Raw genomic sequence first — 16,943 nt, 5'->3', positions numbered from 1 at the left:
GGATGCCGCAGCAGATCAGCGTTAAGTCCGACAGGCGCCTAGAGCGGCTTGCCGTCCTTGCGGAGAGCGACGCTCTTCTCGGCGGCACGCACCCAGCGAGCATGCTCGCTGGACACCCGCTCCTCCACCCGTTCCGCGAGCAGGCGTAATGCCTCGGCGCGATCCAGATCACGATAGGGTCCCGCGCCGGCGAGCAGCAGGAACTTCTCGTGCTTCAGGTGCTCGGCCGTGCCACGGTACTGGATCCACAGCGGCCCGAACTGGTTGATCTGCTCGGTGGCCTCGAGAACCGCGATCGAGGCCCCGAGCACTGCCGTCAGCCAGCGGGCGAGCGGCGAATCGGCCATCGAGAGCACCGGGATGGTAGCGGCGAAGGCCACCTGCAGCAGGCGCAGGCGCTTGTGCCAACGCCGACAGTGTCGACTGCGCTGTCCATACCAGGCGAGCTGGTCTTCCAGGCGTTGCCACTCGGCGCGCTCGCGCAGGGCAGCGTCGGCCTGGGAACCTTCGGCGCCCGGTGCATCGACGCCACCGGTGATATCGGGATCGTCCACCTCGCCTCCGTTGGCCATCGCCCCTGCCCATGGGGTACGACGGCACCCCTGAAGACAAAGATAGCAGCCCGGCATATCCGACATGGAGCAAGTGCGAGGGGAGTGCAATACTGCTGACAGGGGCATGAGGCCGGCCCCCGACATTCCAGTCAGGCTTCGGTGATCACGGTGGCGAGTCGTCGCGCAGAAGGCCCGCCACCCCACGGGAGGCCGCCATGGCACTTTCCCTGTCAACTCCCTTGCGCGTGGTGTTCATCATGCTGCTGAGCCTGCTGCTCGGCGGTTGCCAGACGGTCGACTCCAGCCGTTGCGAAGGAATCAGCACCGGGCTTGGCGCCGTCATCGGTGGCGTCATCGGCTCACAGCTGGGCAGTGGGACCGGGCGAACCGCCGCCACCGTCGTGGGTGCCGGACTCGGGGCCTGGATCGGCCGGGAAATCGGCGCGCGAATGACCTGCGAGGACCGCCAGGAAATGAGTACGGTCCTCGACGAGACGCCGGCCGGCGAGTCACGCAGCTGGAGCAACCCGGAGACCGGCAACGTTTACACCATGACGCCGCAGTCCCCCTTCGCAAAGGGTGACCAGCAGTGTCGCCACTTCGAGATGCAGGTCGTGGTCGACGGCGAGCCACGCCGCACCGAGGGTACGGCCTGCCGACGCCCCGACGACCAGGCATGGTCCACCGTCTAGGTGTGTGCTCATGACCATCAACACGGGACATCACCGGTGGACGCGATTTCTCGCCTGCCTGCTTGCTGCCGCGCTGGCTGTCTCACCGCTGGCCACGGCGCAGGACTGGACCGGCCAACGCCTTCCCACCATCCCCGACGACAGCAGCAGCCAGGACGACGTCTCTCCCGACGACATCATCCCTCAGGATGAACCGGACACCACCAGGGACTCGGGAGGGGGTGGCGGCAGCGACTGGACGGTACCGGCGATCGTGGCCGGCACCGCGGCGACGGTGCTGCTGGTTCGCTGGCTGCGGGAGCGCCGTCAGGCTGCGAAGCGACCCACCGCGGACGAGCGCGACAAGCAGGTGAACCTGCAGCAGCAGGGTCCGGAGTTCGCCCCCATATACAACACCAGCGCCTTCGCGGCCATCGGCCTGGTGCAGGGTAATTGGCCATTCGTGCTGGACTTCGCCCATGACGAGCCGGTCATCGTCACCCTGCGCATCAGTGCCCGGGGGGTACCCGATATCTACACCCTGCGCTTCCCCTTTGGAGCGTACGAGACGGGCCACCATCGCCTGCAGTTCCAGCTGCCGCCGGCCTTCGGCGACAGCGAGCGCCCCGCCGCCATCGCCGTGACCGCCACCGACTCGAGCGGCAAGCAGACCGCCCCCTCGTTCCGCGTGCTTGCCCTCGGCTGCGGCCCCCGCGCCGTGGGCTCGGTGGCCATCGAGGAGGTGACGTTCCTGCCGCGTCTGATTCGAGCCCAGGCTCGCGAGCAGGCCTCCTATCGGTTCTTCTCGCGCTCCGACTTCCCCAGTGTCATGGCCGACTTCATGCGCGTGGAACCGGCCGAGGACGGCGAGCGCCACTTCTTCGTCGACGAGGAGCCTATCGACGGCGGGGTGAGCGCCGGACGCAGTATCGAACCGCAACAGTGGGATGGGCGCGACGCCGGACAGCGAATCTCCGCGGGAACGCATCGCCTGAAGATTCGCGCCTGGGCACCGACACGCGGCTGGCTCACCGTCTGGTCGGACTCGCGTGTCGACGTCTCGCCCTGAGGGACCGCCCCCGGGTCCGCCGGCCGTCAGTCATCGGGTGGTGCGAGCTCGGTCGAGAGTCCCCGCCAGGCCGCTGCGGACAGCACCTCCACCTCCCCCGTCGAGGTGAGCCGGGTACCGGTCGATCGCTGCTGACGCAGGGCCGGCCGTTGCGGCGGCGCCACCACCGGCGGCATCTGCCAGAGGGTGACACGCTCGCCCGAGGTGACCAGCAATCGATGCTCCCTCGCCGTGAAGTCGACATCGATCGCCGGCGGAGAGTGGCCCGCGCCCTGCAAGGCGGGTGTCAGCGGATGCCCGCTGATCGCGTCCCAGAGCCGCAGGCCGCCTCGGCGCTGCCAGCTGAGGACCCGTTCCCCGTCGGGCGTGAACGCGGCGCCGGCGACGTCGCCATCGTGGGCCAGGGACGCGAGCAGGGTGCGGCTGTCGGCCTCCCAGGTCCGCACAGTTGCGCCTCCCCAGCTCAGCAGCCTGTCGGTTCCGGCGTGCCGCCGGGCTCCCTGGACGTCCTCGTGAGGGAAGGCCATCTCGTCGTTGCCGATGTCCGGCCAGGCAACGAGGCGCACGACACCATCGTCGCTGGCGACCAGCAGCCGTTCGCCATCGAGCTCGGCATGGCGGACCAGCACGCCCTCGACGAGGGGCGCCGGCGGCGCCGGTGACCCGAGGTCCCACAGCCGCAGGCGGCGATCCTCCCCCCAGGTCAGCAGCCCCTGGCCACCTGCGAAGGCCGCGCCACGCAGGCGGCATTCCACGTCGTCGCCGTGCGCGATCGCCACCGTGCGAGCACTGCCGACCCGCCACAGCCAGGCGGTACAGCCCTGGGTGCCCCAGAACAGCAGCCGGTCGGCGTCGGGACTCCACGCCACGCCGGCCAGCGGATCTTCACCCCGTGTCCCGCCGGGCGCGGCCAGCGCACGGAAGTCCCCCTCCTCCCAGTTCCAGAGGCGCACCTCGCCATCGGCACCCGCGGTCAGGAGGCGGTGCCCGCCGGGGGCAAATGCGGCATACACGGCCTTCGGATCAAGCGGGCGTTCCTCCGGCGCCGCGTCGATGGCCGTCGGCCAGACGTGCAGCCGCCCGTCCAGGGTGACGGCCCTCACCGTCTCCTCGCCCGCCACCAGCGTGGCATCGAGCACGACCGCCGGTAACTGCAGCATCTTCGCGGTCCGGCGGGAAGGCAGCTGCCAGAGGCGCAGGCTGCCATCGCCTCCCCAGCTGAGCAGGCGCTGTCCGTCCTCGCTGATGAAGGCCTCCCTGACCCGCGACGCATGCCGTATCGGCAGCCCCAGCGACTCGCCGTCGTGGCTCGACCAGAGCCGGACGTCGCTCCCGCCCCAGGTCAGCAGGGCATCATCGCGGAAGAAGCGAGCACCGGCCACGGGGCCGTCGAGGGTCGCCACCGGCTCGCCGGTCCCTGTGTCCCAGAGGCGGGCAGACCCACTTGCCGAGCTCCAGGTGACGAGGCGCCCCCCCTGCAGCACGGGAGGGTCGAGCTCGTCCTTGTGCCGGATCACCGTGCCGACGGAGCGCTGGCCCTCGAGATCCCACAGTCGCGCGGTGCCGCAGGCGCCATGGTTCCAGACCAGCAGGCGACGCTGGGCGTCGAGGAACCGGGCCCCGATGGCCCTCGGGCTGCAGCGCCCCCCCTCGGCCGCGGCCGGCGCGAAGTCCGACATCCCGGGCAGCCACAGCCGGCCATTGTGGTTCCAGAGCACGACCTCGTGCGGCCGGCGTCCGAGCGCCCCGCCGACGACATCACCTCCATGGCGCGCCTCGACCCTGGCGTCATCGACGTGCCAGACCACGGCCTCCCCGCCTCGGGTCCAGATCAACAGGCGCGCCCCATCCGGCGAGATGGCCACGCCGGCGAGGCCGGCGGCATCGCGCCAGCCCCGCAGCGATTGGCCACTGGCCAGGTTCCAGACCCGGGTGTCGCCGGCCGGGGTCGTGGTCACCGCCGTGGTCTCGTCGGTGCCGCCGATCCACACCCTGTCCACCGCCGGCGGCAGTTCGGCCAGCAGGGCACCGCTGCGCCGGTCGCGAATCTCGGCCTGACCGTTGTCGCCATGGAGGACGAACCGGTGCGCCCAGCGCTGCCCTCCCGGGGAAAAGGTCTGTATCCAACGTCGCCCCGCAGACAGGGCGGGCGTCGCGGCAGCATCGTCCCAGGACCAGACCTGGCTGGCGCCGGCGCCACTCCACAGGCGCACGGCGTCCCCGGCGACGTCGCCGGCCTCGAAGTCGGCCATCAGCAGAACTGGCCCCAGATCCGCCGCGCCCGCCAGCCGAGGCCCGCTCCCCGGCCAGGTGCCGGCCCAGTAAGCGCTCGCGCCGCGCTGCGGGTCCAGCGCCAGCTCCGCGACCTGCATGAAGTGGTGGCTCGCCTTGAGAGGGCGCGCATCACGGTCGCGGGCGCTCACCCCATTGGCCCAGTGCAGGTCGGCCAGCCCCTGCCGGGTGAACCGCTCCTGCTGGTGCAACGACCAGGCCAGCCAGGACAGACCGACGACCGCCGACAGCAGGGAGAGCCAGGCCGCGGTGATCCAGGCACGCTTCAGCCGCTCCCGCCGGCGGCACGCCTGGAGGTAGCGGACCTCGATGTCATCGAGGGTGAAGGAGGCCGCCGTGGTGAGCGCCAGGGCGCCTTCCAGGCGACTGCCCCGGTGGACCAGCAGCTCGCCGGGGCGTCCGGCCGCCTCCCACTCGCGGGCGGCGCGACGCAGTGCATCCCGCGTCCGCAGCGCCCCTCGATTGGCCTCCAGCCAGCGGTTGAGCCGACGCCAGACCCGGAACAGCGCCTCATGGGCGACCTCCAGGGTACGCACCCCGTGATCGCTGCCGGCAATCAGTAGGCGAGCCTGGACGAAACGCTCGAGCAGAGGATGGCTCGAGGCGGGCAGCGTCGCCCAGGGCACCACCTGCCGCGTGAAGCGTCCCTCCTCGTCCAGCCGAACCAGATCGAACAGGGCCGCTCGCAGGGCCCGCCGCTGCTCACGGGAGGGCGCGGCGGCGGCGAGCACCGCCTCGGCGGCCTTGGCCACCGAGCCGTGCAAGCCGCCAAGACGGTCCCGGTACTCGGCCAGGGTGAGGCGTCCGTCGGCCCCTCCCGTTTCCCAGAGTTCGCGCAGGGTGAAGGCCAGCAGCGGCAAGGCATCCTGGGTGGCGGTATCCGCCACCATCGCCCGGACCAGACCGGGCTCGAGCTCGAGCCCGGCGAGCTCCGCCGGCCCCTCGATGACCGCCGAGAACCCCTCCACCGACAGCGGCTCCACGGTCACCGGAACCAGGGAGAGGTCACGCCAGGCGGGATGCTCCTGGAGGGCGCCGAGGAAGTCCGAGCGCAGGGTGGCGATACACAGCACGGGAGCACTGGTGTCCTGCAGCACGGGGCGTACGATGCGCATGAACTGCTCGGCCTGGGCCGAGCTCGACAACAGCTCCTCGAGCTGGTCGATGACCAGCACCAGGGTCGAGTGGGCCCTGCCGGGAAATCGTCGCAGCGCGTGCTGCAGCTCGCCCAAGGCGCGGGGATCCGCCTCGGTCAGGGTCGCCAGTGCCGGCAGTGTCCCGACCTCCACCCCGGCCGCGGTCAGTCCGTGCTCGAGCTGCACCGCCAGCTCGTCCAGAGGCCGGTCGCGGGGGCGAATCGGGCCGATCACCGTCCAGGCATCGGGAACGTTTCGCAACCGAGGCATGAGGCCGGCACGTACCAGCGACGACTTTCCGCTTCCCGACGCCCCCAGAAACAGCAGCAGACGCGGCCCGCCGAAGTCGCGCAGCTGATGGAGACGGTCCATCGACTGCTGGATCTCGGCGTCACGGCCGAAGAAGATGGCGGCATCCACCTCCTGGAAGGCCATCAGGCCGGGGTAGGGAGGGCGGCTGCTATCCCAGTCAAACACGCTGGTCAGTTCACGGCCCAGCCGCTGGTAGCCCAGCTCCGGCTCCCTGGTCAGGTCGATCACCTGCAGCTCGGCCAGCTGAGGACGCAGGGTGCAGGGCGCGATGCGCACCGGGAAGATCGGCTTGCCGAGGGCGCGGGCATGGCTCAGCTCGGCGAGGCACCAGCAGGAGGTCATGGCCGACTCGCTGCACAGCACGATCAGTGCCTGGCAGGCGCGCAGGTGCCGGTAAAGCTCGGCCTCCCAGTCGCGCCCGGGAGGAATGCCGAGTTCGGGATCAAAGTCCAGAAAGAAGGAGTGGTGCCCCTGCTGCTGCAGCCAGGCCGCCATCTCCCTCGCCGACGAGGCATCGTGACTGCTGTGGCTGATGAAAAGCGTACTCATCGCCTAGCCTCTAACCTCAGCGCCGGGCAATGCTCCCCGGCGCCGGGGGGACTCGGCCGTCTAGGTGTCCTCGAAGGGCAGGGCCCTGACCTCGTCGGGTCCGTGGCGATTGAGGATCTCTTCCGCCTCCGGCTGCGACGTTTCGGGGACGATCACCTTGACCTCGTTGGTCTCCTTGTCGAGGTACAGCTTCTCCCGGGGAAAGCCCTCGGAGATCAGCTCGTCGAAGGCGTTGGCGGCCTTGTCGATGCTGCCATAGGCAGCCGTAACGGTCTGTGTCATGACACCCTCCACTGCAGGGTAGGACTGACCGGCACCGGACGGCACCGGGACGCGACGAGAGGGGCATGCCCCTCCCCTGCCTTCAGTGTAGTTATAGCTGTTCCCTCGCCACCGGCCATGCGATCCGTGCGGCGCTTGTCCCGGATCAAGCCGAGGCCAGGGAAGGCGGGCGGAACCATGCCCGGGGACTATGCTGGGGAGACATGACGCCACGAGGTCGCCGCGCATGGAGATACTCCGCAAGAGCCGCCGCGAGGCCCGGGAGGCGGTACTGGCCGATTACCCGTCGGCCTGTGCCGGCTTCTCCTGGGACGAGGCGCGGACCTGGCTCGACGGCCTGCCCGGCGAAGGCGGGTTGAACATCGCCCATGAGGCGGTGGATCGCCACGCCACCGGCGAGGCCGGCGAGCGTACCGCGATCCGCTGGCTCGGCAAGGCGGGGGCCCGACGCGAGATCCGCTACCGCGAGCTCGCCGAGCTCAGCGCCCGCTTCGCCAACGTGCTCGATGCGTTGGGTGTGGCCCACGGGGCTGGCGTCTTCCTGCTCGCCGGACGTATTCCCGAGCTCTACCTGGCGGTGCTGGGGGCGCTGAAGCACGGTGCCGTGGTCACCCCGCTGTTCTCCGCCTTCGGCCCCGAGCCCATCGCGACGCGGATGACGCTCGGCGAGGGTCGGGTGCTGGTGACCACCACCAGCCTCTACCGTCGCAAGATGGCCCCGATCCGCGACCGGCTGGTGAGCCTCGAGCACGTGCTGGTGGTCCGCGACGACGACCTGGCGTTGCCCGAGGGCACCCGGGAGCTCGGCCCATTGCTCGAAGCGGCCTCGCCCGACTATGCGATCCCGGCCACGGATCCCGAGCAGCCGGCCCTACTGCACTTCACCAGCGGCACCACCGGCACGCCCAAGGGGGCGCTCCACGTCCACCAGGCGGTGGTCGCCCACCACGCCACCGCCCGCTTCGCCCTCGACCTGCGCGCGGGCGATGTCTTCTGGTGCACGGCCGACCCCGGCTGGGTGACCGGCACCTCCTACGGCATCATCGCCCCGCTCTCCCTCGGTGCCACCCTGGTCGTCGACGAGGCGGAGTTCGACGCCGAGCGCTGGTACCGGATCCTCGACGAGGAGGCGGTCAGCGTCTGGTACACCGCCCCCACCGCGGTGCGGATGATGATGAAGGGCGGCTCGGAGCGGGCCCGTACCCGGGCCTATCCGTCGCTGCGCTTCATCGCCAGCGTCGGCGAGCCGCTCAACCCCCAGGCCGTGCACTGGGGCGTGGAGGCCTTCGGGCTGCCGATCCACGACAACTGGTGGCAGACCGAGACGGGCGGCATCATGATCGCCAACTTCGCCTGCATGGACATCCGCCCCGGCGCCATGGGCAAGCCGCTGCCCGGCATCGAGGCCGCCGTGCTGCGCCACCTGCCCGACGGCGGCGTCGAGCGGGTGACCCACCACGACGAGGAGGGCGAGCTCGCCCTGCGCGTCGGCTGGCCCTCGATGTTCCGCACCTACCTGCACGAGGAGGCGCGCTACCGGCGCTGTTTCGTCGGCGACTGGTACCTCACCGGCGACCTGGCCCGCCGTGACCCCGAGGGCTACTTCTGGTTCGTGGGCCGCGCCGACGACATGATCAAGTCCGCCGGCCACCTGATCGGCCCCTTCGAGGTGGAATCGGCGCTGATGGAGCACCCGGCGGTGGCCGAGGTCGGGGTGATCGGCAAGCCCGACCCGGTGATCGGCGAGATCGTCAAGGCCTTCGTGGCCCTCAAGCCGGGCCATGCGCCCGACGAGGCGCTGCGCCGCGAACTGCTCGGCTTCGCCCGCAAGCGCCTTGGCCCGGCGGTGGCACCCAAGGAGATCGAGATCCAGGCCTCGCTGCCCAGGACCCGCAGCGGCAAGATCATGCGTCGCCTGCTCAAGGCCCGGGAACTGGGCCTGCCGGAGGGTGACACCTCGACCCTGGAGACCTCCCGATGACCGCTTCGCCTCCCCAGGAAGGCCCCGACGCCTCACCCGCCATCGGCGCGGCCGGCCTGGATGACCCCGACCGGGGCCGGGCGCTGCTGTGGCAGATGATCCGCATCCGTCGCTTCGAGGAGAAGTGCGCGGAGCTCTACAGCGCCGGCAAGATCCGCGGCTTCCTGCACCTCTACATCGGCGAGGAGGCGATCGCCGCCGGCGCCATGCCGGCGCTGGCCGAGCGGGACACGGTGCTGGCCACCTACCGCGAGCACGGCCATGCCCTGGCCCGCGGCATCCCCGCCGGGGCGATCATGGCCGAGATGTTCGGCAAGCAGGAGGGCTGCAGCCGCGGCCGCGGCGGCTCCATGCACCTGTTCGACGTCGAGCGGCGCTTCATCGGCGGCAGCGCCATCGTGGGGGGCGCCCTGCCGCTGGCGGTGGGCTATGCCCTGGCCGACCGGCTGGCCGGTCGCGACAGCGTCAGCGCCTGCTTCTTCGGCGACGGCGCCGTGGCCGAGGGGGAGTTCCACGAGTCGCTCAACCTCGCCACCCTATGGCAGCTGCCGGTGCTCTTCCTGTGCGAGAACAACCGCTACGCCATGGGCACCGCGCTCGAGCGCCACCAGTCCCAGGTCGACCTGGCCGCCAAGGCCGCCGCCTACCGCCTGCCCAGCGAGTCGGTGGACGGCATGGACGTGGCGGCGGTAGCCCGTGCCACCGAGGCGGCGGTCGACCAGGTGCGCGCGGGACAGGGGCCGATGTTCCTCGAGTACCGCACCTACCGCTTCCGCGCCCACTCGATGTTCGACCCCGAGCACTACCGCGACAAGGCGGAGGTCGAGCGATGGAGGCAGCGCTGCCCCGTCGAGACCTTCGCCCGGGACGCGGCGGCCTGCGGGCTACTCGCCGCCACGGTGCGCGACGAGGTCGAGCGCGAGGTGGCCGAGGAGATCGACGCTGCCGTGGCCTTCGTCGAGGCGGGCACCTGGGAGCCGGTGGAGCATCTCTGCCGCGACGTCTATGCCCGGGAGGTGCGGCCATGACCACGCAGACGATCGCCTACCGCGAGGCCCTGCGCCAGGGGCTGCGCGCGGCGCTGGCCGACGACGAGCGGGTCTTCCTGATGGGCGAGGACGTGGGCCGCTACGGCGGCACCTATGCGGTCAGCCACGGCCTGCTGGAGGAGTTCGGCGAGGCGCGCATCCGCGACACCCCGCTCTCCGAGTCGACCTTCACCGGGGCCGGCATCGGCGCGGCGCTCAACGGCATGCGCCCCATCGTCGAGATCATGACGGTAAACTTCAGCCTGCTGGCCCTCGACCAGATCATCAACAATGCCGCCACCCTGCGGCACATGTCCGGCGGACAGCTCAATGTGCCGCTGGTGATCCGCATGACCACCGGCGGCGGCCGCCAGCTCGCCGCCCAGCACTCCCACAGCCTGGAGGGGTGGTATGCCCATATCCCGGGACTGCGCATCGTCGCCCCGGCGACCCACGAGGACGCCCGCGGCATGCTGCTCGCCGCCCTGGAGGACCCCGACCCGGTGTTGATCTTCGAGCACGCCCTGCTGCTGAATGCCGAGGGGACGGTCGAGGGCGAGCCACGCCCCATGGAACTCGACCATGCCGCGATCCGCCGCGAGGGCGGCCAGGTCAGCCTGATCACCTACGGCGGCATGCTGCACAAGACGCTGGCGGCCGCCGACCAACTGGCCGCAGAGGGCATCGACACCGAGGTGCTCGACCTGCGCACCCTGCGTCCACTGGACGACGCGGCGATCATGGCCAGCGTGGCGAAGACCCACCGGGTGGTGGTGATCGACGAGGGCTGGCGCAGCGGCAGCCTGTCGGCCGAGATCATCACCCGCATCAACGAGCAGGCCTTCTTCGAGCTGGATGCCCCGCCGGTGCGGGTCTGCACCCAGGAGGTGCCGATCCCCTACGCCAGGCACCTCGAGGATGCGGCGATCCCCCAGGTCGAGGACATCGTCGCCGCCGTCCACCGGCTGCTCGGATGATGGCAAGGCCCGCAGGAGAGACGCACCCATGAGCGAGTTCCGCATGCCCTCGCTGGGCGCCGACATGGAGAGTGGCACCCTGGTCGAGTGGAACATCCGGCCCGGCGAACGGGTCGAGCGCGGGCAGATCGTCTGCGTGGTCGAGACCCAGAAGGGGGCTATCGACGTGGAGATCTGGGAGACCGGCACCGTGGAGCGGCTGGTGGCGGAGGAAGGCCAGAAGGTCCCGGTGGGCGAGGTGCTGGCGGTGATCCTTGGCGATGGCGAAAAAGACGAAGGCGGAAAAGCCGAGGACGACGGCCGGGAGACACCGGCCGAGCGCCCCACCCCCGAAGCGTCCCAGGCGCCTTCGCCCCGGGCACCCGACCTCTCGCCGCCGCCTACGACGGCGACGCCGGACGTGGCATCTTCCGGCGTGCGGCTGCGCATCTCCCCGGCCGCTCGCAGGCGGGCCGCCGAGCTGGGCCTCGACCCGGCAGGCGTGAACAGCAGCGGTATCGACGGCAGCATCACCCTGGAGGATATCGAACGCGCGGCACAGGCAGCCCAAGGTGGCCAGTCCACCCGGGCAGTCGCCACGACCGACGCCCACGCCGCCATGCGCCAGGCCATCGCCACCGCCATGGCACGCTCCAAGCGCGAGATCCCCCACTACTACCTGGGCAACACCCTCTGCGTGGAGCCGGCCCTGGCCTGGCTCGAGACCCATAACGCCGAGCGCCCGGTGACCGAGCGGCTAATCTTCCCGGTGCTGCAGCTGCGCGCCGTGGCGCTGGCACTCGAGGCGGTGCCGGAACTCAACGGCTGGTTCGTCGACGATGCCTTCCAGCCGGCCGAGGGGGTGCACCTGGGAGTGGCCATCGCCCTGCGCGGCGGCGGGCTGGTGGCCCCGGCACTGCACGACGCCGACCGGCTCGCGCCGGACGTCATGATGGCCGCGCTGCGCGACCTGCTGACCCGCGCCCGAAAGGACCGGCTGCGAAGCTCCGAGCTCACCGCGGCCGGCCTCACGGTCACCAACCTGGGCGACCTGGGCGTGGAGAGCGTCCAGGGCGTCATCTACCCGCCCCAGGTGGCGCTGGTCGGCTTCGGGCGCATCGCCGAACGGCCCTGGGTCCGCGACGGCCAGGTGGTGGCCGCCCGCTGCCTTCACGCCTCGCTGGCCGCCGACCACCGGGTCACCGACGGCGCCCTCGGCGCGCGCTTCCTGACCCGACTCACCGACCTGCTGACGGAGCCCGAGCGCCTATGGCCAACCTGAGCCGCGACACCCTCCGCGAGACCGTCATCGACGCCATCCTGGCGGTGGCTCCCGAGGCCGATATCGACGCCCTGCCCCCCGACCGCCCCTGGCGGGAGGCGCTGGAGATCGACTCCTTCGACTTCCTCAACATCCTGGTCGACCTCGAGAAGCGCCTCGGCGTCAGCGTGCCGGAAAGCGACTACCACGAGCTCGCCACCCTGGCGGGGCTGATCGACTACCTGGAGCGACGACTGGGCGCGTGAGTCGGCGGTCGTCGCGGACGATGCCCGCCGCGGGTAGCCGCGGCGGGCGCCAGGCCGGCCAGGATCAGCTTCACGGCGCGCATCATGGTGTCACCTCCCTCAGCGGTCATCGCGGATCGGCCCGAACTCCACCGGCAGCCAGCGATAGCCCTCGCCGTCGCGGATCACGTGGCCGATGCCGGGAAACGGCAGGTGGGCGCCGGCCACCCAGTGCGCGTCCTCGGCGGCGCCCTCGAACACCGCCTCGCGGGTCGCGATGGCCTGCTCGGGGTCGGTGTCGAACTCGATCGCCACGCTCGGGTCATCGAACTGCACGCCGTAGCTATGCACCACGTCGCCCCACACCAGGAGCTCGTCGTCCCCACCCTCGAACAGGAAGCTGGCATGGCCCGGCGTATGGCCATGGGTGTCCCTGGCCTGAAGGCCCGGCAGCAGCTCCTCGCCGGGCTCGAAGGTCGAGAAGCGCCCCGCCTCGCGGTACGGTGCCACGGCGTTGCGCGCCATGTCGAAGAAGGCCCGGTCGTCCTCGGGGACGGCCTCGGCCTGTGCCTCGCTCAGCCAGAAGTCGGCGTCGTCGCGGCTGGCGCGCAGCTCGGCGTTGGGATAGACCGGCTCGCCCTCGCCATCGACCAGCCCGCAGACGTGATCGGGATGCAGGTGGGTCATCAGCAGGGTGTCGACCTCCTCGGGGGCATAGCCCGAGGCCCGCAGGTTGTCCGGCACCTGACCCAGGGTCGGGCCGAAGCAGGCCGCGGAGCCCGCGTCCACCAGCACCAGGTACTCCCCGGTGTGCACCAGGAAGGCGTTGACCGCCGTCTGCACGCCCTGCTCGGTGTCAATGAACAGGGCATCGAGGTGGTCGCGAAGCGCTTCCTGGTCCATGCCCTTCAGCAACCCGGTATGAAGGTCGATATAGCCGTCGTAGAGGGCCGTGACCTCGTGCTGGTCGACCATCATGCGAAACCAGCCGGGCACCTGCTCGCGAAGCTGGTCGGGAGGCGCTGCCTGGGCGGACAGCGCGACGCCGGCCGTCACCAGCAGGCCGGCACGCGAAAGGCGCATCGGGAAGGGTGTCATGCAAGATCTCTCCTGTGTCGATAAAGGGATGACCACGAAAGCGCCGAACGGCCGGATGCGGCTCAACTACCCCCGCTCGGCCAGCTGCCAGTCGTTGTCGGTGAGCGGCTGACCACCCTCGGGCGTGACCCGCACGGTGTCGCTCAGGCCGATGCCCCACTGCCCCGGCAGGCGCAGGCAGAGCGGCAGGTGGAAGACCATGTCCTCGGCGAACTCGCGATGCTGGCCGCGGGCGATGTAGCCGGTGCCCTCGACCCAGCTGGGCGGGAACTGGGCGCCCACCGCATAGCCGAACACCCCCGAGAAGAACACGCGGTCGACGTGGGGGGCGAGCACTGCCTCCGCGGCCCGTGCGGCATCATCGAAGCTGTTGCCGGGGCGCATCGCCGCGGTCAGTGCCTCGAACATCTCGCGGCAGACATCGCGCAGCGCCTGCATCTCGGTGCTGGCCCGGCCGGCCACGGCGGTGCGCATCATCGGCGCGGTATAGCGGTGGAAGGCCGAGCCGAACTCCAGGAACACCGGCTCGTCCGCGGCGATCACGTGGCGCTTGTGGTTGACGTGGATGACGCTGATGCGCCGGCCGGTGGTGACGATGGGCTGCAGGCTCATGAACTCGCTGCCGGCCGCCAGCAGCGCCCGGCTGCCTTCCGCCGCGACGTCGTTGTCGGTGATCCCGGGCGCGATGACCTCGATGGCCGCCCGCAGGCCGGCGGCGGTGATCCGCGCGCTCTCGCGCAGGCACTCGAGCTCCGCCGGCGTCTTGACGATGCGGATGCGGTCGAGCAGCTCGCCGCCGTCGTCGCGGAAGCGCCCGCTGCCAAGGCGTGCCTGCAGTTCGCGGATCACGCCGAAGCGCAGGCCGGCCCCGAAGAGGTCCAGGCCGATGGCATGGTAGGGGGCGAGGATCTCGGCCAGCGGCGCGATCACCTCCTCGATGCCCTCCCAGCGATAGCCCAGGATCTCGTCCACCGTGGCGGTGACCACGGCCGGGCCGGTCTCGATGGAGGGCACCTGCAGAACCAGGCGGTCGGCCGTGACCACCAGGCAGGTGTACACCGAGACCTCGAAGGTGTGATAGCCGGTCAGGTAGAAGATGTCGGCGGGGTCGGTCAACAGCAGCGCCTCGAGCCCGGCTCCCTGCATGGCCTGTCTCACGCGGCGACGACGCGCCGTGAACTCCTCGGGGGCAAAGGGCAGCTCGCTCTCGGCGAGGCAGTCGGCCAGCGCATGGCGGTAGGCGTGATGATCCATCGGGTGACGCTCCTGGGTGAACGAGACTCCCTGCCAGTGTAGCCATGACGGGCGTCGGGTCCCCCCGGAATCGCGGCAAAATATCCCTGTTCGCCTCCGCCCCGGTTTCGTAGAATCCAGCCTCGTGTTTCGACGCCACAGGACAATGCAATGGGCAGGGCCTTCCAGAACCGCAAGGAATCCATGGCCAAGACGGCCGCCGCCAAGACCAAGGTGTACAGCAAGTACGGCCGCGAGATCTACGTCTGCGCCAAGCAGGGTGGCACCGACCCCGCCGGCAACCTGGCCCTGCGCGGCCTGATCGAGCGCGCCAAGAAGGACCAGGTCCCCAGCCACGTGATCGACAAGGCCCTGGACAAGGCGTCCGGCGTGGGCGGCGAGGACTTCTCGCCGGCCCGCTACGAGGGCTTCGGGCCGGGCAACTGCATGGTCATCGTCGAGTGCCTGACCGACAACCCGAACCGCACCTTCGGCGACGTGCGCGCCTGCTTCAACAAGGCCAAGAGCAAGCTCGGCACCCCTGGCAGCGTCAGCCACATGTTCGACCACTGCGCCATCCTCGTCTTCCCCGGCGATGACGAGGAGGCCACGCTCGAGGCACTGATGGAGGCCGATGTCGACGTCACCGACCTCGAGAGCGAGGGGGGCCATGTCACCGTCTTCGCCCCTCATACCGAGTACGCCAAGGCCAAGCAGGCGCTGCTCGACGCCTTCGGCGAGCTCGACTTCGAGGTCGACGAGATCCAGTTCGTGCCCCAGACCGTGACCCCGGTCGAGGGCGACGACGTGGCGATGTTCGAGAAGCTGATCGACACCCTCAGCGACCTGGACGACGTGCAGAACGTCTTCCACAACGCCGAGATTGCCAGCGAGGCGTGAGGCACCGCACCGGCTATTGTCTGACGATATCGGGTCCTGACGACAACGGCCGGCCATCCTGGCCGGCCGTTGTCGGTTGGTGGTAGCGCGACCGCAGCGCTGCCTCAGTCACGCGCCCCCACGGGGATCATCAGGTGCTGGTAGTCCGTGCCTTTCCACATCACGTAGGGCCCGCCGCTGTGGGGGTCGGTCGGGTAGGCCTCCAGCAGCTCCGCCGGGGCGATAAGCATCAGGTGCGGCCCCTCCTCGACCCACTCGTTGTCATCCGTGGGCCCCTCGGCGTAGGGGTCGACGTTGCTCGCCCCCTCGTCGCCGGCCAGCATGTAGGCGATGCCCATCGACTCGGCCTCGAACGGCTCCTTGTTCTGCCAGGCCTGTCCCCACTCCTGCCAGGCCTCGTCGAGGCACAACGGCGCCGTCCCGGTCATGCTCGGCGGCGTCGGCATGCAGGTATAGCCGTTCGCGCCCTCCTTGAGCACGTTGCCTTCCCAGTCGACCACCTGGGCACCTTCCGCCATGCCCGGCCAGGCGGCCGCCAGGGCATCGTCGATCTTCGCCTGGTCGGCCACGGCCACGCCGTACCCCGCCAGACTCGCCAGCAGGACGGCAAGGCCAGACCCGGCCATCCGCTGCATACCGTCATTCAGGTTCATCATTGTCGTTGTCCTCCCAGTGCGGGAGGGAGCATCGCGGCGGTGGCCACGCGTTCAATCAGGTCACCGCCAGCAGGGCATACGCCCTCCCGGAACTCCGGAGTCCTCCCTGAGCCGCTTCACCTTCCAGTGCACCCCCAGTACAGTTCCGCGGGGCTGCGACTGCCAGCCGGAAGCGGGAAAATCAGTCGAGGGGGTCAGGCGACGTCATCACACAGGGCAGATGTCTGATGGCTGAGGGGAGACGGGCGCCGCGGGAGCGCCCGGCTCGGGTGGATCACTCCACCGTGATGGTGATGGGGTCGGAGGTGACCGGCGGGTCGAAGCTGACATGGTTGGCATCCATGAACAGCAGCTGCAGGGTATGCTCGCCGGATTCGAGTTCCAGGGTGGTCTCGGTCTGGCCGCCGCCGAAGTGTCGCATCTCGTCATTGGCCGGCAGGGGCTGGTCGAGATCCACCTCGTCCAGCGGCGTGTCGACCAGCAGGTGGTGGTGGCCGGTGCCCTCGGCCTGGGTGCCGGCGGGCGCCACGCCCATGCCCTTGAGCCCCATGCGCACGGTCAGCGGGCTCTCGACGGTGGCCCCCGCCTCCGGCGAGATGAAGTAGACCTCGGTCCCTTCCGGGGCCGAGGCGCGTTCCATCTGGGCCAGGGCCGAACCGGCCAGCAGCACGCCGCCCGCCAGGGCCAGGCCCGCTATCCACTTGTTCATTGGCGTCTCCT

General features: G+C 70.4%; 15 protein-coding genes. 8 read left to right on the top strand and 7 right to left on the bottom strand.

The features are described from left to right. Positions 1-38: 38 nt before the first annotated feature. Entirely contained in the window at positions 39-554 is a 516-nt protein-coding gene (locus QLQ86_RS03300; RefSeq protein WP_282815901.1) for a DUF4231 domain-containing protein, read from the bottom strand. A 215-nt stretch (positions 555-769) separates the two neighbouring features. On the opposite strand from QLQ86_RS03300, the gene QLQ86_RS03295 reads away from it, so the two are divergent. Together QLQ86_RS03295 and QLQ86_RS03290 are read left to right on the top strand one after the other, a co-directional pair. Beyond that, positions 770-1,246, top strand: coding sequence for a glycine zipper 2TM domain-containing protein (locus QLQ86_RS03295; RefSeq protein ID WP_282735455.1), 477 nt, complete (start codon positions 770-772; stop codon positions 1,244-1,246). Positions 1,247-1,256: 10 nt separating this feature from the next. Next, positions 1,257-2,294 (top strand): hypothetical protein, encoded by a 1,038-nt coding sequence (locus tag QLQ86_RS03290; RefSeq protein ID WP_282735454.1) that lies wholly within the window; start codon positions 1,257-1,259, stop codon positions 2,292-2,294. A 26-nt stretch (positions 2,295-2,320) separates the two neighbouring features. Here QLQ86_RS03290 and QLQ86_RS03285 read toward each other — a convergent pair whose 3' ends face one another. Beyond that, positions 2,321-6,583 (bottom strand): nSTAND1 domain-containing NTPase, encoded by a 4,263-nt coding sequence (locus tag QLQ86_RS03285; protein WP_282815900.1) that lies wholly within the window; start codon positions 6,581-6,583, stop codon positions 2,321-2,323. A gap of 60 nt (positions 6,584-6,643) precedes the next feature. Next, complete coding sequence (locus tag QLQ86_RS03280; RefSeq protein ID WP_282735452.1) at positions 6,644-6,865, bottom strand: hypothetical protein; 222 nt, start codon at positions 6,863-6,865, stop codon at positions 6,644-6,646. 226 nt (positions 6,866-7,091) lie between these two features. Here QLQ86_RS03280 and acsA point away from each other — a divergent pair, with 226 nt between their 5' ends. Genes acsA through QLQ86_RS03255 form a run of 5 tightly spaced genes read left to right on the top strand, consistent with a single transcriptional unit; the run spans position 7,092 to position 12,357 of the window. Then, positions 7,092-8,846, top strand: coding sequence for an acetate--CoA ligase (acsA, locus tag QLQ86_RS03275; protein ID WP_282815899.1), 1,755 nt, complete (start codon positions 7,092-7,094; stop codon positions 8,844-8,846). Further along, positions 8,843-9,874 (top strand): pyruvate dehydrogenase (acetyl-transferring) E1 component subunit alpha, encoded by a 1,032-nt coding sequence (pdhA, locus tag QLQ86_RS03270; protein WP_282815898.1) that lies wholly within the window; start codon positions 8,843-8,845, stop codon positions 9,872-9,874. Before acsA ends, pdhA begins: the two co-directional genes overlap by 4 nt. Then, positions 9,871-10,851 carry an alpha-ketoacid dehydrogenase subunit beta gene (locus QLQ86_RS03265; protein ID WP_282815897.1) on the top strand — a complete coding sequence of 327 codons (981 nt, stop codon included), beginning with the start codon at positions 9,871-9,873 and terminating at the stop codon, positions 10,849-10,851. Before pdhA ends, QLQ86_RS03265 begins: the two co-directional genes overlap by 4 nt. A 28-nt stretch (positions 10,852-10,879) precedes the next feature. Continuing rightward, the gene (locus QLQ86_RS03260) at positions 10,880-12,112 is read left to right on the top strand and encodes a dihydrolipoamide acetyltransferase family protein (protein ID WP_282815896.1); all 1,233 of its coding nucleotides are present in this window, start codon (positions 10,880-10,882) and stop codon (positions 12,110-12,112) included. Further along, positions 12,100-12,357: an acyl carrier protein gene (locus tag QLQ86_RS03255; RefSeq protein WP_282815895.1), complete on the top strand. Its 258-nt coding sequence runs from the start codon at positions 12,100-12,102 to the stop codon at positions 12,355-12,357. The genes QLQ86_RS03260 and QLQ86_RS03255 overlap by 13 nt, the downstream gene beginning before the upstream one ends. 99 nt (positions 12,358-12,456) lie before the next feature. Here the strand turns inward: QLQ86_RS03255 and QLQ86_RS03250 are convergent, their stop codons facing one another. Together QLQ86_RS03250 and QLQ86_RS03245 are read right to left on the bottom strand one after the other, a co-directional pair. Further along, complete coding sequence (locus QLQ86_RS03250; RefSeq protein ID WP_282815894.1) at positions 12,457-13,434, bottom strand: MBL fold metallo-hydrolase; 978 nt, start codon at positions 13,432-13,434, stop codon at positions 12,457-12,459. 66 nt (positions 13,435-13,500) lie between these two features. Continuing rightward, entirely contained in the window at positions 13,501-14,688 is a 1,188-nt protein-coding gene (locus tag QLQ86_RS03245) for a M24 family metallopeptidase (protein ID WP_282815893.1), read from the bottom strand. 150 nt (positions 14,689-14,838) lie between these two features. On the opposite strand from QLQ86_RS03245, the gene QLQ86_RS03240 reads away from it, so the two are divergent. Further along, positions 14,839-15,567 carry a YebC/PmpR family DNA-binding transcriptional regulator gene (locus QLQ86_RS03240; protein WP_282815892.1) on the top strand — a complete coding sequence of 243 codons (729 nt, stop codon included), beginning with the start codon at positions 14,839-14,841 and terminating at the stop codon, positions 15,565-15,567. 104 nt (positions 15,568-15,671) lie between these two features. Here the strand turns inward: QLQ86_RS03240 and QLQ86_RS03235 are convergent, their stop codons facing one another. Together QLQ86_RS03235 and QLQ86_RS03230 are read right to left on the bottom strand one after the other, a co-directional pair. Beyond that, positions 15,672-16,223 carry a hypothetical protein gene (locus QLQ86_RS03235; protein WP_282735443.1) on the bottom strand — a complete coding sequence of 184 codons (552 nt, stop codon included), beginning with the start codon at positions 16,221-16,223 and terminating at the stop codon, positions 15,672-15,674. 274 nt (positions 16,224-16,497) lie between these two features. After that, complete coding sequence (locus tag QLQ86_RS03230) at positions 16,498-16,932, bottom strand: DUF4399 domain-containing protein (protein WP_282815891.1); 435 nt, start codon at positions 16,930-16,932, stop codon at positions 16,498-16,500. Between the last annotated feature and the right edge of the window lie 11 nt (positions 16,933-16,943).

Source organism: Halomonas rhizosphaerae (assembly GCF_030012485.1).
In the GTDB taxonomy this organism is placed as follows: domain Bacteria; phylum Pseudomonadota; class Gammaproteobacteria; order Pseudomonadales; family Halomonadaceae; genus Halomonas; species Halomonas rhizosphaerae.
Note: the sequence above shows the minus strand (reverse complement) of the source record. Positions and strands in the feature narration are given on the sequence as shown.

Excerpts from the sequence above, each read along its gene's own strand:
- QLQ86_RS03295 (WP_282735455.1), top strand. The coding sequence starts at position 770 with ATGGCACTTTCCCTGTCAACTCCCTTGCGCGTGGTGTTCATCATGCTG.
- QLQ86_RS03290 (WP_282735454.1), top strand. The coding sequence starts at position 1,257 with ATGACCATCAACACGGGACATCACCGGTGGACGCGATTTCTCGCCTGC.
- QLQ86_RS03285 (WP_282815900.1), bottom strand. The coding sequence starts at position 6,583 with ATGAGTACGCTTTTCATCAGCCACAGCAGTCACGATGCCTCGTCGGCG.
- QLQ86_RS03280 (WP_282735452.1), bottom strand. The coding sequence starts at position 6,865 with ATGACACAGACCGTTACGGCTGCCTATGGCAGCATCGACAAGGCCGCC.
- acsA (WP_282815899.1), top strand. The coding sequence starts at position 7,092 with ATGGAGATACTCCGCAAGAGCCGCCGCGAGGCCCGGGAGGCGGTACTG.
- pdhA (WP_282815898.1), top strand. The coding sequence starts at position 8,843 with ATGACCGCTTCGCCTCCCCAGGAAGGCCCCGACGCCTCACCCGCCATC.
- QLQ86_RS03265 (WP_282815897.1), top strand. The coding sequence starts at position 9,871 with ATGACCACGCAGACGATCGCCTACCGCGAGGCCCTGCGCCAGGGGCTG.
- QLQ86_RS03260 (WP_282815896.1), top strand. The coding sequence starts at position 10,880 with ATGAGCGAGTTCCGCATGCCCTCGCTGGGCGCCGACATGGAGAGTGGC.
- QLQ86_RS03255 (WP_282815895.1), top strand. The coding sequence starts at position 12,100 with ATGGCCAACCTGAGCCGCGACACCCTCCGCGAGACCGTCATCGACGCC.
- QLQ86_RS03250 (WP_282815894.1), bottom strand. The coding sequence starts at position 13,434 with ATGACACCCTTCCCGATGCGCCTTTCGCGTGCCGGCCTGCTGGTGACG.
- QLQ86_RS03245 (WP_282815893.1), bottom strand. The coding sequence starts at position 14,688 with ATGGATCATCACGCCTACCGCCATGCGCTGGCCGACTGCCTCGCCGAG.
- QLQ86_RS03240 (WP_282815892.1), top strand. The coding sequence starts at position 14,839 with ATGGGCAGGGCCTTCCAGAACCGCAAGGAATCCATGGCCAAGACGGCC.
- QLQ86_RS03235 (WP_282735443.1), bottom strand. The coding sequence starts at position 16,223 with ATGATGAACCTGAATGACGGTATGCAGCGGATGGCCGGGTCTGGCCTT.
- QLQ86_RS03230 (WP_282815891.1), bottom strand. The coding sequence starts at position 16,932 with ATGAACAAGTGGATAGCGGGCCTGGCCCTGGCGGGCGGCGTGCTGCTG.